We start from the raw sequence: 13,186 nt of genomic DNA, 5'->3' as shown, positions 1-13,186 counted from the left end.
AAACGCGCGAGCCAGGCATCGCACCGAGTGCCAAAACCGAAATAGGAGCTTGCGATGCCTTCTGATAACAATGGACCGGAAGATCGCGGACCTTGGAAAAACAAGCAGACCCGCGTTCCCCCTGAGGTTGACGCAATTCTCAGGCGGGGTCGGGATCGGCTGCACGGCATCCTGCCGGACGGTCTGCCACCGGTGAAGCGTCTTGCAATCGGGGCCGCCATTGCGCTTGCGGCATTTGGGGCGTGGTCCTCATATTACACGGTGCCGAGCGACTCCGTTGCGATTGTCCAACGGTTCGGGAAGTACGCGGCCGAGGTCCCTCCGGGGCTGCACTTCAAGATCCCGTTCGGGATCGACGTGACCACGTTGGTCCCGGTCAAGCGCCAGCTGAAACAAGAGTTCGGGTTCACGACTCCGGGTGCCTCCGATCCCTATCAGAGCCCGACGGACGGTCGCCGCGAGACCGAGATGGTGACTGGCGATCTCAACGCCGCGCTCGTGGAGTGGGTGGTGCAGTACCGGATTTCCGAACCTCGGAAATTTCTGTTCGAGGTGCGTGAGCCGAGCGCGACCCTGCGTTACGTCTCGGAGTCCGTCATGCGCGAAGTTGTGGGAGACCGCACAGTCGACGAGGTGATCACCGTCGGGCGCCAGGAAATCGAAAGCGAAGCCCTGATGAAGATGCAGGCGCTCGCGACCAAATACGCGATGGGCATCAGCATCGATCAGGTACAGCTGAAGAACATCAATCCTCCCCAGCCGGTTCAGGCCTCGTTCAACGAGGTCAACCAGGCACAACAAGAGAAGGAGCGGATCATCAACGAGGCCCGCCGCGAATACAACCGCGTCATACCTCTGGCCGAAGGCGAAAAGGACCAGCGCATCCGCGAAGCCGATGGTTATCGCCTGAGAAGGATCAATGAAGCCGAGGGCGATGCGGCCCGATTCACGGCGCTCCTGACGGAATACCGTCTGGCGCCCGAAGTTACCCGGCGCCGGATCTACATCGAAACCCTTCAGGATGTTCTGCCGGGAATTGGTTCCAAGATCATTGTCGACGGGTCCACAGCAAGCATCCTCCCGCTTTTGAATCTGGATCGACAGACAGGAGATCAACCATGAAGACCCTTTCGCTTATTGCCTCGGGAATCGCGGTTGCCGGGGTCGTCGCTGTGTCATCCGCCGTCTACACGGTCGGCGAGGTCGAACAGGCCATCATCACCCAGTTCGGCAAGCCGGTCGGCGCGCCGATCACCGAGGCTGGTCTCAAGTTGAAAATCCCCTTCGTTCAGGAGGTTAACCGGATCGACAGCCGGGTTCTGGAGTGGGACGGCTCGCCATCGGACATGCCCACCAAAGACAAGCTCTATATCTCGGTCGATCTCTTCGCGCGCTGGAAGATCACCGATCCTCTGCAGTACTTTCTGCGCCTGCGCGACGAGCGCAGCGCCCAGTCGCGCCTCGATGATATCCTCGGTAGCGAGACGCGGAACGCCGTCGCCAAGCACGAACTCATCGAGATTGTGCGCACGACCAGGGGCCGGACGCCGCTTCGGGACACGCTTCTGACTGATCAGGAGCTTGCGCAGGACATTGGCGCACTGGTTCCCATCACGAAGGGGCGGGCGCTGGTCGAGCAGCAGATCTTCGAGGCGGCGGCGGAGAAGGTGCGCGTCTTCGGGATTGAGCTTCTCGACATTCGTTTCAAGCGCATAAACTACAATGAGAGCGTGCGACCCAAGATCTATGACCGCATGATCTCGGAGCGCCGGCAGATCGCCGAACGCTTCCTGTCTGAAGGCAACGGTGAAGCGGCCCGTATTCAAGGCAACCGGGTGAGGGACCTGAACAAGATTCAGTCCGAAGCCTATCGCGCTGTCGAGGAAATCCGCGGTGCCGCCGATGCCGCAGCAGCAGCAATCTATGCGGGCGCCTACAATGTCGATGCCGTTTCGGTGGAATTCTACGATTTTACCCGAACCATGCAGGCCTACGGCGACATGATCTCCGACGACACGACGCTTGTCCTGACGACGGACAGCGATCTGTTCCAGTTCCTGCGCGGCATGCAGGGCGAGGCAGACCCACTCCGCGATCCGGGTAGCGACCCGGGCGACGGTGGCGTGGCGTCAATCGGCAGGCCCCGACCAGCGCAAGACCCCGCGACGCCAATCGTGACACAGACGGAGGTCGAAGTAGGCCGCTAGGTTCATGGTGGAAGGTTTCAAGCATGAATTGAGGGTATCAATCGGGAAGCACGTCAATGACATCTGGACCACCGAGGTCGGTTTCTTTCCGCTTCTGAGCAAGACACACCCACTTAATTTCCGTGCCCCTAACCTGCGTCAGCGCACGATTTACGCTTGGCTGGTAGGTAGATGGCAAGAGCTGGATCGCGATGAGGCGAGGGCCTGCCTGCACACGCTCGAGCACACGAGATCCAGCGTCACACTACGCAGCGTGAAGGATGACAAGCCATGACATCAGTGAAAAATCTCACCAGGACGGCCGCAGAGACAACCGATCTTGAACGGCGCGTGTTGGCCCATGAACGGATCCTGCAAGCTTTGATCGCTTACATGTCCCGGACGGAGCCGCGGTTCATCGATCACTTGAGAGCACGGTTCGTCGAGCCGATGAGTATGGCCCGGCACGAACATGACCACCGCGAAACGGATGATTACGCGGAAGAATTCATTCGCGCCGTGATGCTCCTCGGAGAGGAGCGCGCGCCCATCGCGAAGGAGTCGAAATTGACCGACAAGAAACCCGTGTCGGCGAAAGGCAGAGGAGAAAAGGGGGCTTCCATGAACTGGCCACCGCACCGCGGTGGAGTTCAGGTGCGCGAAAGAAACGGCATCTGGGAGGTTAAGGTCGATGGCAAGTTCCGCGGCGACTACCACCAGAAGGAACATGCTCTTGCCGCTGCGGCTTTGCACAAGTTGTCGCCCCGATGACCGGTAGCACCCACCCGACAGTTACGCAGGACTTCGCGATCCAGGTGGCCGAGAACGAAGGCATGCCAACGAGATCGAATTTCAGAGGCTCCCCGCCGCCGCCCGCGCCCACGCGACGGCTGACCGGAACGCTCATCCTTGCAAGATGATCATGACATGACCAGGCGCGGCCGTGTGTCTGGCATGCGGGTCAGCATCGGGTGCCGTCTGCGCTACAGCTTCCCGCAGCCGACGCCACTGATTGCGATGCTGAACGTCCACTACTCGCGCTTTGGCGATCTGGAGCGTGCCGATTACCTCGTGACGTCGCCAAGCGTGCCGCTCGAAAGCTACCGCGACGGCTTCGGCAACTGGTGTACGCGCCTCCTGGCTCCGGCGGGCGACTTCGCGCTGTCAACGGATGGCATCTTCCGCGACTATGGCCGACCCGATCCCGCGTCCCCTGGCGCGCAGCAGCACGCGGTCCAGGATCTGCGTTTCGAGACCCTCGTGTTTCTTCGGGGCAGCCGGTATTGCGATACCGATCTTCTTTCGGAGGAGGCGTGGCGTCTTTTCGAGACCACGGACCCGGGATGGTCACGCGTTCAGGCGATCTGCGATTTCGTGCATGGGCATGTCCGCTTCGACTACATGCAGGCGAAAGCGACGCGCACCGCATCGCAGACCATGGCCGAGCGACAGGGCGTCTGCCGTGATTTTGCTCACCTCGCCATCGCCTTGTGCCGCTGCATGAATATTCCGGCACGCTACTGCACCGGATATCTGAGCGACATCGGTGAATCTCTGCCTCATCCGCCCGGGGACTTTGCGGCGTGGATGGAGGTCTTTCTCGCTGGTGAATGGCACATGTTCGACCCGCGGAACAACAAGCCTAAGTTTGCGAGAATTCTGATCGCGCGGGGCCGCGATGCCGCTGACGTCCCTCTGACCCAGACATTTGGTCAGAACACGCTGACGGAGTTCAAGGTTTGGACTGACGGTCTGGTGTGATCTTTGTCTTCTTGGCGGCGCGCCATCGTAAATCGGGTCGCCAGCCCCCATATAGGTAGTACCGATGCCAGGCATCCCGGTCCGACATGGACGAGGAGTTGGCGCCGGCCAATCAAAGGATCGATGATATGTCCTTCAAGGACCTGACCGCCAGGGCTGCGGCTGCGTTAAAGCCGAAGCCTGCTAAAACAGCAACGACCCCTGCCAAGGAGACCGAGCCCAAGGCCGCTGGCAAGGAAGCCCCCGCGAAGTCCAAGACATCTTGAGACCCACACAGGTTATGCGCCTCATTCCTGTGAGCGGCGCGGACCATTCACAGCAACAAGGGAGAGGATCACGCCAATGGAAGAACTGACGAGCAAGACCGTTGCGGTTTTTTCCCGACCGTTCACCGTTCCAGGCTTTGACGAGACGCTCCCGGCGGGAGAGTACGAGATCGAAACGGAATTGGTTTCACCTCCGGATCAACGAGATCCCGCAGCCTGGAAAGCCTCAGTCCTGGTGAAACTTCATCCCCGGACATCGCATCCGGGGCTTGCGCGGACTCTGACCGTTTCCCTTGCAGACCTGGACCAAGCACGCGCCAGGGACAAGCTGACGGGTAGTGCGTTGACCGATTTCTTCCTTGAGGAAATGCTGGCTGATCCGATGATACGTCTCGTGATGAAGGCCGACGGGGTCTCCGAGGCGCATCTGAGACATCTCTATTCGGCGCACCGAACGCCCCAGTCTGACAGGGATGTCCTGGACCGGAACCCGGCGCGTCTAGGTGCACGTGACATGGCGTCAATCCATGCTGCTGAAAACGAGGGCATGCCTCCACGACCGACAGGGACGTCGGCTATGGGAGAGTGAAGACCACGTGGAAGTACTCAACCGGCAGCAAGTCTTCGTCCTGTGCCCTAATCGGACGTTGACCGTTCGGAACGTCGCAGTCGCACTGCAAGCCTGTACAGCGGCCGTGGAACAGTTATGCTATGGGGCTTTGTTGGTGCAAAACTCGAAGCCATTTGCCTTCATCCCGCAGGTAGGTGGAAGTGCAAAGGGCTTCGTAGATCGGTGTGTCCCCGCGTTCTGCTGAGACACGGTAGGCCAAAACGGTAACATTCTTTTCTTGTTTATAGTAGCGCTCCGAAAATACGACGGACCGCCACCTCTGCGCGACTAAGCTCTCGCGCCACACAGTGTCGCCTTGAAGTATTCCCGGCGGATAAGGGAGAACAAATACGGCGCCCTTTGTCGTCATCTTCCGCGCATTGTCAGCGCCTTCCGTCCAAAACCGCTCTTCAAGTGCCCAAAGCTTGTCTTCGTCTGTCATAATCTAACTCCATCATTGTCAGATGCCTTATTGCCCGAGGGTGTAGATCGATCGGTGAAATGAAAGATTGATGCCGAATATGTTAGCGACGGTCCGTTAGTTTCCCGAGAGTGCTTTCTAGTGCGCTTTTCATCTTGCCGGCTGCGCCCCTCGTTGCCTGTTCTAAACTCGAGGCCGAATCCGTGACGGCCATAGGCTGCTGGCCTTTGAGCCGTGCTTCCAGAACACATTTTATATCATCTGGGCCGGACTTGTCGGCGTTGGCATCACTGAGATGGACCTCGATTCTGGTTATATGTTCTGCAAGGTAGGCCAGGTCGTTCTGTACCAATCCCGTAATTTGGGCCGTGATGGCTTCACTCCCCTTGATGCTGTTATCTGTATTGACTTCGATATGCATTTTGGCGTCCTTCGAAAAATCCCAAAAAAAGAAAGGGATAACGTTGTGGAGCTTACAACTCTATCACGACAGGCAGCGCCGTGCGTTGCTTTGAATCAAATGTCGGGCCAATGGAGCTTCCCTGATGGCAGGTTTGTCCTGCACCGGACATTCGTTTGTTTCTCGATCAACGGCAGGGATGCTGAGATATTGCTTAAGAAGTCTGTGTGTTGGTCCTTTGTTTGCCCGTCAAGAGAAGGCAATAGCCTCGATTTTTCACACATGCGCTTTCGTTGCGAGTTAGAGCGGCAGGGGCGGCTCGGCGCTATAATTTCAAATATCCGTGTTTGAAATTCACGTATAGCTACAAGAATTCGGCTAAGTGATTGTTTTTAAATGGAGGCGAGTACCGGAATCGAACCGGTGTACACGGATTTGCAATCCAGAAATACAGGAAGCAAAAACAACGACTTAAGGGTACAAAACACCCCCTGACAAAAAGTGAACAAAAAGCGAAAGTTTCAAAGCCAAATTCGCCAGTTCAAAACGAAAAAGGCCCCGTCACAGCGGCAACTGTGAACCGGGGCCAAATAGAAAAAGCCTGTCAGCTTTCGGAGCACATTAGCACAGGCCAGCGCCACACCGCAAACGCTCAGTCGGCTTATTCGTGGCCTCTGACCTGCGAGGTGGTCCAATGAGCTGGCGTATCGCAAACGAATGCGCCGAGCGCCGCTTTGGCAGCGCCGCGCGCAAGCAGATCATTATGTTCCTGGCCGACAAGGCGAGCGATGATGGCTCGGGCATCTGGTGCTCCAAGGGGACGATCCAGCGCCACACAGAGCTCAGCGAGAGCACGGTCAAGCGCACCATCATCGACTTCCTGCGAGAAGGCATTCTGATCGAGACAGGGCGGCGGCAATGCAAGAACGGCTACACCGTCATTTACCGCATCGTTCTGGAACGTGTGGCGGCGCTCGACCCCACGGCCGAGCCCGATATTGAGACGGGGGTCACTGTGAACCCCGTCCAGCCTGAACCCGGTACGGGGTCCACGGTGAACGGGGTACGGGGTTCACGGTGGACCCCAAACCATCCTAAAACCATCCATAAACCACCTACGCGCAGGCGCGAGGCGGCGGAGGAGGTTGAGGATATTGAAGCTGAGAGGATCTTGGCGGCCTATCCCGAAGACAGGATCCGAGACCGGCGGACTACTCTGCGCCTGATTGCAGCGGCTGTGAAAGCCGGTGTGGAGCCCGATGACCTGAAGCAAGCGATCAAAGCCTATGCCAAGGAAAGCGAAGGCTACACGCGCAGCAAGGTCTGCTTCTCCGACAACTGGTTCAAGATGCGCCGGTGGGAGAAGGGGCTTGCCCAGGTGCAGGCCGACCGCGAGAAGGCGCGAGAGGCCGAAGCCAAAGGCCGTGCGAGCCTCGCCGAGTGGATCCACGAGCGCCATCCCCTGTGCCGCCACATCACCAACCGGCAGATCGAGGACTTGATCGCGTCAAAGCTGGTGACGCCCGAACAGGTTCGTGCTGCGGGGCTGCAGGCGTGAAAAGGATCGGCGTAAACTGCGTTTTTGGTGCGCTTGAACTCAGGGCAACGCCGTCGAGGGTTTGCACGCCCTGGTCAACTGTTGATCTCGGTCTCGAAGGTCTCGATCGTAGCGATGATTTCATCGAAGGTTGGTGCGTCACCGATGATCATTTCCCGCATCCCGGCATAGTCATTTCGAAGAGCGGCAGCGAGTTCGGCGTTTGGGGTCAAGCGCAAGGAGCCGGGCTTCGCCTCTTCATAGTTTGCTCGGGCGGACTTGAAAAATACCGACTTGTGATGCGCGACTTGGTTCAGCAACTCGACCCTTTCGAGAGCACGTTTTTTGGCTTCGTGTCCAATCAGCTGCGCCATATCGTAGTAATGGCGGGACATGCGATCTGCGAGGGGTTTGGTTGCATCTTGATGAAAGAGCATATGCAAAATGGTGGCTTTTTCCCAGAACGTGCGCTCGACCCCCAACACTTTCACGCCGACCAGACCGTCTTTCAGAAGATCGGGAAAAGCCTGATGCAGGTAAGGCGCAATGTCGATCTGCTCAGCGGGCAGCTGGACGCCACGGGCACCGAATTCAAAGCGTACAACCGGTTTGACATAGCCCGCATCGCTTTCTGCCAACGCAGGGTACGCAAAGAGAATGGTTTGCGGATCACTGGGGTCGACCGATAGCGTGAAGCTTTGTTCTAGACTGGAGCCAAATGCTGTTTGAATCTCGGCCAGAAGTTGGCCTCCGACGGCTTCTTTTGCCGCTTCCTCCAGTTCCTGAAGCAACCTTTTCTGCTTCTTGCCCGATAGGTCCGGGCCTTCTGGGTCACGGTCGCCTACAAACCCAAGTTGTTTTCGGTCTAACGAGAGGTCCACATCCTCGGAGAAACGGTGGATCACGTCGTAGGCTTTGGACAGGGAAGTTCCGCCCTTGAAGATCATTTGCTCGCCAAAAGATGGCAGTGCAAAGAGTTGCTTTAGGGACCAGCAAACCCAGAAGTCTTTTTCGATGATTGCCTTCGACATTCCAAGCTGCGCTGCAGTTTCTTGAAAGGCTTCATCTCTGAGTTCAGGCGCGTCGTTGGCGAAATTTTCCATGCTTAAGCGTGTGCAACAATCTGTTGCACGACGGGGTGCATCCATGCAGGGACGTGCCTGCTTTGCTTTGCCAAGAGCTTCCGATCATTGTCGTCCAGTGCGCGTGCAAGGCGGTCGACGATTTGACTGTCCACACGGTCCTTGCCGACATAACGCAACGCCTGGAAGACAACCCCAGTCTTATGTCCTGCGCCGACCAATGTTTTGGGGGATGCTTTGCGGAACTGGATGACTTGCTGTCCAACTTTCTTAGTGCGGGTTGGGCCGTCGGTCATATAGGTCGGCTTGGATGGTACCTGAGTGGAAAGGCCCAACTGATTGGCCGCCATCGAAGGAGAGGGTTGCAAAATTTGCCCATCCTTTCGAGCAACAGCCTTTGCGATGTCATCGGCGGAAGGCGACAGAAACCCGAAGCGCGGGCTCTTCTTCGGGTAGTCATACAGCCCCCGCGTCAGTCGCCGGATCACCCCCTGATCAGCAAGGCGTGACAGGGCCTGATCTACGCTTGCGCGGGATCCGATGTCGAGAAAATCGGTCGGCGCAAAGATTGCGCCGCGACCTTTTCCGATGATGCGTTGCTTGATGTTTGATGTAATCATGTTCGAACTCCTTGTCAGAAAATATGGTATGTTTTTCTGAAAGTCAACGAACCATGGAACAACCCCTCGGTAGGTGCAACTGGCATAGGGCAAAGAGGAGAACTGGTGCGAAATTTACGCTACAGCGCAAAATTCGAAAAATTACGCTGCGGCGTAAGTTGTCGTGGGCTAGACTGCTGCGTCTATGATCTATAGATCATGCAGAGGATTTATGATCTAGGCATCATAGGCGGCGCTGGAGGCTGACTTGCAGAACTTCGTTCGAATTCCTCGAGATCTTGGACATGCGATCCGTAAGGCTCGTCGAGAGAAAAACTTGACGCAGGCCGATCTCGCCGCGCGCAGCGGTGTTTGGCAGGAAACGATATCGAAAGTTGAGGCCGGGCGGGGCGGTACAAAGCTCGACACGATCCTGGCGCTGCTGGCGGCCCTCGACTTAGAGCTTTTGGTCAGAACACGCAGCAAGGGCACTGCATCTGATTTTGACAACATATTCGACTGAAGCCCCGCAGTGACGGAGTGACCGCCATTAAGCCGCAGCGGTTTTTCTTGGTCCTCAGCTCGTGTGACGCAGCATGACGACCTCGTTCAGTTTGTGAGTGCCGAACTCAGATCCTCAGCGCCGTGTTTCTGATTGCTGAACATAAGCGGGCAGCCGTGCCGGACGCGGTGCAGGCCCCGCTTCAACAAGAAAATTCCCCTGCGCCAGCGCATTCCTCGCGAGGCAAGTTTCTTGCTGACAGTCCCTTGGTGCCAGCTTTGGTCATGTTCATCGAAACACTCCAAGTGAGGATCAAAAATGGCTACTCAAACTCTGAAACTGAACGTCAAATCCGGCGAAAAAGACGGTAAGAACTTCTGGGACCGCTGCGGCGTCCTCTTCGTCAACACCGACGACAGCGGCAACATCACGTCGATCAATGTCAAGCACAGCATGTTTCCCGAAGTTGAAATGGTCGCCTTCCCACGCCGCGATGAAGAACCGGTCACTGAGTGACCTTAGCGCCAGGGCGGGTCTCCCGCTCTGGCAATCTTGTCATGATGCGCGGTTCACGACCGCTATTCGTCATGAGACCGCGCTATGCCGATGGCTTCGTTGAGGTGTTTTTCCATAGCGGCGGCCATTTTCGTTGATGTCTCGCGGATCCAATCATGGACGTCTGGCCAGCTGTCAGGGTTAAAACCATCGCAGGGCAGTGATGCTTCAATCCGGCTTACCTTGTTCTGTGGAAGCCTGCGCCAATCAAGCGGAGCTCCAAAATCCGCTTCAATTTCTTCTCGATGCGAGTGAATGTGATCGAAAATCGCCTTATTTTCTGCAGCAGCAGGCCTTTCGATACTTAGTTTCACAAAGGCAGCTTTCTGGGTCAGCACGATATCGTAGTGTGTGCCTGCAACAACTGGAGATATGTTCCAGTTGTCCTTGGTTACCGTTATCGTTGGGAACACTGGGCAAGGTGTTTGCGCGAATGCTTCCTTGAGGCTGGTCCAGAATTCGCGCCTAACCTGATGGCTGCGCCTTTGGGCAGTTTTTTCCGAGTTTTCCTGAATGTCTTTCGCGGCCATTCCGATCATGAAGTCAGCTGCCTCAGGCGTGGGTATGATCTGCTGAATGTCGACCATCAGTTCGTCGCCAAACGAGTACGGGGTAACCTTAAAGCATTGGGCGCGAATTCCGCGGCTGAGGAGCCATAGGACCGTTGCCGTGACCTCACGTCGGAAATTTGCGGCGATGAAGATCATTCGCTGGTCATTGCCAGGGTTCAGGACGGTCTCTTCTAGCTCTTCAACTTCCATGAACTCGCAGATCCGCACGGCCGCATTTCCGCCGCCTGCATAGCGGTCGAGGTATTGCTGATAGATATCGACGATCTGCGTCTTGGTCAGGCCCGAGACGTAGGCGGTGTACTTCAAAGCCTGCCACGTCACATCCCTCCCGCTGTCATCTAGCTTGTTCTCGATCACAACGAGGTTGCCCTCCTTGTCGAGCGCCAATAGATCCAGGCGTTCGCGGGTTTCATCAAACCCGTCGAACTCCTTCTGGATGATCAGCAATTCTTCACCGAGGGCGTCAGGCTGGTTGGCCAGCCACTCCTGCAGATGGTCGCGCTCGCGCAGGTTCAACTCAGAAAAGCGCTTTTGGGACAGGCGGGACAAACGGTTTTGGTTCAAATCAACGCGGAACATGGCTTTGCTCTTTTCTGAAATATCTACTCAGTTCAACCGTTAGTCTTGCCGCACATAGGTCACATAGAAGTTCTTTAGCATGCGGTGCTCCTGCAGGCGGTCGCCTAGGCTGAACCCGTCACGTCGCATGGGCGCTTGGAAAATATCTAGACCGCGATCGAGAACGATTTTCCAGCCGGTGTCAGTGACGATATCTCTGGAATGAGCAGTCCCGGAACCATCAAATGCCCAGGTGAAATCAACCCCCGAACCAATGCATGCTTCTGTGATGCTCTCGAGCAATTCGCGTTGCTTTTGGACGTTTCCGTCATCCGGCCCCGTGACAAGATGGATGGCCACTTGATCTTCCAACGCCTTGCGCTGGATGACCATCTCGACGAATTCCATCATGTTCTTGATCTGGTAAAAATAGCGAATGTAGGGGTCTGTCACTACGATCCGCGATGCACCGTCCAGATAAGGCCCAAACAGTTTATCATAGCTGATGCCCTTGCGGTTTTCGGCGAATACGTGGTGACCCTCTTCGGCGCGGGGCTTGGCGGGCGCTGAGGTCTCCGATGTGTCGCGAGGCTCATGTTCGACTTCGATGACGTCATCGTCGACAGCATCAGTGGATTGATCCTGCTGCTTCGGGTCTAAGGCAGGTTTCAGATAGTAGAATTGGGGGAACTCTTGCTCTTCGACGGTTTGGACGCGCCGCTTTTCCCCGTCAGAGCCAGTGTAGAAGAAGTCGACATCTGGATAGGTCGCATCGATCCGAAACAGTTGGTCCTTTACGCGCTTTCGACTTTCAAGTGCGAGCTGCAAGAGCTCTTCAACGTCATCGGCTGTTTCATCTCCGGCAGGGAAAATCACCTTCAGGAAGCCCGACATGGTTTTGTAGACGGCGTCCCGATCACGGGTTGAAATCTTCTCGCTGACTTTGAAATGCAGGTCCGGCCGGTTGGAGAAGTCCTCTTGTCGCAAATGGCGAAGGATCTCGGCGAGGTAGTCGACAATGAACCCGTAGCCAGTGGTGAACATCTCACCTCGGATTACGTCGATCTCCCAGCCAGGCAGATAAGCGTGGAGACGGTCAATGAATGCAGAGTCATGGAACTGGGGCGGCAGGGCTTCGAACAAGTCGCTGTTCTTGAGCATGAACGGGACGTTATGGTCTGTGTTGCCTACAAATGCGAAGCTCGCTTCTGCCCCCATGGGGTTAACCCCGCGCGAGAAGGTCTTGTTTGCCATGTAGTTTTTCATGATGTCGACCAGGGCCTTGTTCGCAGTTTTCTCGCGCCCTGCAAATTCATCGAAGGCCACGACATCCCAATATCCGACCAGTCCGATCCTCCCATTCGAGTTGTTTACAAACAGCTTCGGGATGGTCACTTCGCCGCCAGAGATCAGCTGGCCGTGTGGCGAAAACTCAGAGTAGATATGCGATTTACCCGTTCCCTTTGGGCCCAGTTCGATGATGTTGTAGTTTCGTTCGACGAAGGGGATCAGGCGCATCAGTTGCAGCAGCTTGCTTCGACGGCCGAAGGCTTCAGGATTGAAGCCAATCGACTGCATAAGGAGATCAATCCACTCGTCTTTGGAAAATTGCGCGCGCGCCTCCTTGTACCCCTCGTAATCGACCTTTGCGATCTGAATGGGTTTGATGGTCTCGAGCACCCACGGAGATGTTCTTGCGTCTTCTGAAAACTCGTATTGGACATCGGCAATACACCATACGCCGGTCACAAGCAGCTTTGGGTGCGCTTTGACCGTTCCGCTATCCACCGCAACCTTTTTGATGCCGAGGTTGTCGAACGTGGCTTCGTAACTGTCTGTTTTTTCGTTCAGTGAGACGCTGATCTGATCGATGACCTTGTAGCGACCCTTTTCCTTGATCGTGGATTGGATCAGTCCCGCTTCGCTTCTGTGAACGTAGTGCTTTCTAAGGATTTCTTTGACGGTTTCGATGCCGCTCTCGATCGATGCTTCGTCGTCAGTCGCACAGTACTGCCCAAGCAGGTATTCGAGGACATATGTTGGAACGATTGCGTTGCCTTTGACCGCTTTAACAAGGTCTTTGCGGACCACGTAGCCCGCGAAATGCTCGTTAATTTTTTCGTCGAGTGCGCTCATG

At 56.3% G+C, this 13,186-nt stretch carries 15 protein-coding genes; 8 read left to right on the top strand and 7 right to left on the bottom strand.

The genetic code is table 11. The features are described 5' to 3' along the window. Window positions 1–54: 54 nt before the first annotated feature. From hflK to AC2FEB_RS07865, 5 genes are all read left to right on the top strand, one after another. Entirely contained in the window at window positions 55–1,122 is a 1,068-nt protein-coding gene (gene hflK / locus AC2FEB_RS07885) for an FtsH protease activity modulator HflK (protein ID WP_496723784.1), read from the top strand. After that, window positions 1,119–2,207, top strand: a complete 1,089-nt coding sequence (gene hflC / locus AC2FEB_RS07880; protein ID WP_496883969.1) for a protease modulator HflC — start codon at window positions 1,119–1,121, stop codon at window positions 2,205–2,207. Before hflK ends, hflC begins: the two co-directional genes overlap by 4 nt. A 270-nt stretch (window positions 2,208–2,477) precedes the next feature. Beyond that, window positions 2,478–2,957 (top strand): hypothetical protein, encoded by a 480-nt coding sequence (locus AC2FEB_RS07875; protein WP_496883968.1) that lies wholly within the window; start codon window positions 2,478–2,480, stop codon window positions 2,955–2,957. Between the two features lie 183 nt (window positions 2,958–3,140). Next, window positions 3,141–3,947 carry a transglutaminase-like domain-containing protein gene (locus tag AC2FEB_RS07870; protein ID WP_496883993.1) on the top strand — a complete coding sequence of 269 codons (807 nt, stop codon included), beginning with the start codon at window positions 3,141–3,143 and terminating at the stop codon, window positions 3,945–3,947. A 342-nt stretch (window positions 3,948–4,289) separates the two neighbouring features. Next, window positions 4,290–4,802: a hypothetical protein gene (locus AC2FEB_RS07865; protein WP_496883967.1), complete on the top strand. Its 513-nt coding sequence runs from the start codon at window positions 4,290–4,292 to the stop codon at window positions 4,800–4,802. Here AC2FEB_RS07865 and AC2FEB_RS07860 read toward each other — a convergent pair. From AC2FEB_RS07860 to AC2FEB_RS07850, 3 genes are all read right to left on the bottom strand, one after another. Then, window positions 4,789–4,893: a hypothetical protein gene (locus tag AC2FEB_RS07860; RefSeq protein ID WP_496883966.1), complete on the bottom strand. Its 105-nt coding sequence runs from the start codon at window positions 4,891–4,893 to the stop codon at window positions 4,789–4,791. The two genes, AC2FEB_RS07865 and AC2FEB_RS07860, sit on opposite strands and share 14 nt — an antisense overlap. Before the next feature lie 24 nt (window positions 4,894–4,917). Next, a complete protein-coding gene (locus AC2FEB_RS07855; RefSeq protein ID WP_157707882.1) occupies window positions 4,918–5,265 on the bottom strand; it encodes a hypothetical protein in 348 nt (115 codons plus the stop codon). Between the two features lie 82 nt (window positions 5,266–5,347). Beyond that, entirely contained in the window at window positions 5,348–5,665 is a 318-nt protein-coding gene (locus AC2FEB_RS07850) for an HPF/RaiA family ribosome-associated protein (RefSeq protein WP_496883965.1), read from the bottom strand. Window positions 5,666–6,338: 673 nt separating this feature from the next. Between AC2FEB_RS07850 and AC2FEB_RS07845 the strand changes: the two genes are divergently transcribed. After that, a complete protein-coding gene (locus AC2FEB_RS07845; RefSeq protein ID WP_496883964.1) occupies window positions 6,339–7,202 on the top strand; it encodes a hypothetical protein in 864 nt (287 codons plus the stop codon). A 74-nt stretch (window positions 7,203–7,276) separates the two neighbouring features. On the opposite strand, the gene AC2FEB_RS07840 is transcribed toward AC2FEB_RS07845, so the two are convergent. Together AC2FEB_RS07840 and AC2FEB_RS07835 are read right to left on the bottom strand one after the other, a co-directional pair. After that, window positions 7,277–8,212 (bottom strand): nucleotidyl transferase AbiEii/AbiGii toxin family protein, encoded by a 936-nt coding sequence (locus AC2FEB_RS07840; RefSeq protein ID WP_496883963.1) that lies wholly within the window; start codon window positions 8,210–8,212, stop codon window positions 7,277–7,279. A gap of 74 nt (window positions 8,213–8,286) precedes the next feature. Then, window positions 8,287–8,883 carry a DUF6088 family protein gene (locus AC2FEB_RS07835; protein WP_058243034.1) on the bottom strand — a complete coding sequence of 199 codons (597 nt, stop codon included), beginning with the start codon at window positions 8,881–8,883 and terminating at the stop codon, window positions 8,287–8,289. A 247-nt stretch (window positions 8,884–9,130) separates the two neighbouring features. On the opposite strand from AC2FEB_RS07835, the gene AC2FEB_RS07830 reads away from it, so the two are divergent. Next, a complete protein-coding gene (locus tag AC2FEB_RS07830; RefSeq protein ID WP_496883962.1) occupies window positions 9,131–9,385 on the top strand; it encodes a helix-turn-helix domain-containing protein in 255 nt (84 codons plus the stop codon). A gap of 297 nt (window positions 9,386–9,682) precedes the next feature. Next, the gene (locus AC2FEB_RS07825) at window positions 9,683–9,880 is read left to right on the top strand and encodes a hypothetical protein (RefSeq protein WP_340262993.1); all 198 of its coding nucleotides are present in this window, start codon (window positions 9,683–9,685) and stop codon (window positions 9,878–9,880) included. Window positions 9,881–9,942: 62 nt separating this feature from the next. Here AC2FEB_RS07825 and AC2FEB_RS07820 read toward each other — a convergent pair whose 3' ends face one another. Both AC2FEB_RS07820 and brxL read right to left on the bottom strand, forming a co-directional pair. Continuing rightward, complete coding sequence (locus tag AC2FEB_RS07820) at window positions 9,943–11,070, bottom strand: DUF4268 domain-containing protein (RefSeq protein WP_496883961.1); 1,128 nt, start codon at window positions 11,068–11,070, stop codon at window positions 9,943–9,945. 39 nt (window positions 11,071–11,109) lie between these two features. Continuing rightward, a complete protein-coding gene (brxL, locus tag AC2FEB_RS07815) occupies window positions 11,110–13,185 on the bottom strand; it encodes a BREX system Lon protease-like protein BrxL (RefSeq protein WP_496883960.1) in 2,076 nt (691 codons plus the stop codon). Between the last annotated feature and the right edge of the window lies 1 nt (window position 13,186).

Source organism: Ruegeria sp. YTSC106 (genome assembly GCF_059609765.1).
This window is presented reverse-complemented; position numbering and strand designations above follow the sequence as displayed.

What these genes read in the sequence shown, in the direction of transcription:
- AC2FEB_RS07865 (WP_496883967.1), top strand. Translation starts at nt 4,290, where the DNA reads ATGGAAGAACTGACGAGCAAGACCGTTGCGGTTTTTTCCCGACCGTTC.
- AC2FEB_RS07840 (WP_496883963.1), bottom strand. Translation starts at nt 8,212, where the DNA reads ATGTCGAAGGCAATCATCGAAAAAGACTTCTGGGTTTGCTGGTCCCTA.
- AC2FEB_RS07820 (WP_496883961.1), bottom strand. Translation starts at nt 11,070, where the DNA reads ATGTTCCGCGTTGATTTGAACCAAAACCGTTTGTCCCGCCTGTCCCAA.
- AC2FEB_RS07875 (WP_496883968.1), top strand. Translation starts at nt 2,478, where the DNA reads ATGACATCAGTGAAAAATCTCACCAGGACGGCCGCAGAGACAACCGAT.
- hflC (WP_496883969.1), top strand. Translation starts at nt 1,119, where the DNA reads ATGAAGACCCTTTCGCTTATTGCCTCGGGAATCGCGGTTGCCGGGGTC.
- AC2FEB_RS07845 (WP_496883964.1), top strand. Translation starts at nt 6,339, where the DNA reads ATGAGCTGGCGTATCGCAAACGAATGCGCCGAGCGCCGCTTTGGCAGC.
- AC2FEB_RS07825 (WP_340262993.1), top strand. Translation starts at nt 9,683, where the DNA reads ATGGCTACTCAAACTCTGAAACTGAACGTCAAATCCGGCGAAAAAGAC.
- AC2FEB_RS07835 (WP_058243034.1), bottom strand. Translation starts at nt 8,883, where the DNA reads ATGATTACATCAAACATCAAGCAACGCATCATCGGAAAAGGTCGCGGC.
- brxL (WP_496883960.1), bottom strand. Translation starts at nt 13,185, where the DNA reads ATGAGCGCACTCGACGAAAAAATTAACGAGCATTTCGCGGGCTACGTG.
- AC2FEB_RS07870 (WP_496883993.1), top strand. Translation starts at nt 3,141, where the DNA reads ATGCGGGTCAGCATCGGGTGCCGTCTGCGCTACAGCTTCCCGCAGCCG.
- hflK (WP_496723784.1), top strand. Translation starts at nt 55, where the DNA reads ATGCCTTCTGATAACAATGGACCGGAAGATCGCGGACCTTGGAAAAAC.
- AC2FEB_RS07850 (WP_496883965.1), bottom strand. Translation starts at nt 5,665, where the DNA reads ATGCATATCGAAGTCAATACAGATAACAGCATCAAGGGGAGTGAAGCC.
- AC2FEB_RS07855 (WP_157707882.1), bottom strand. Translation starts at nt 5,265, where the DNA reads ATGACAGACGAAGACAAGCTTTGGGCACTTGAAGAGCGGTTTTGGACG.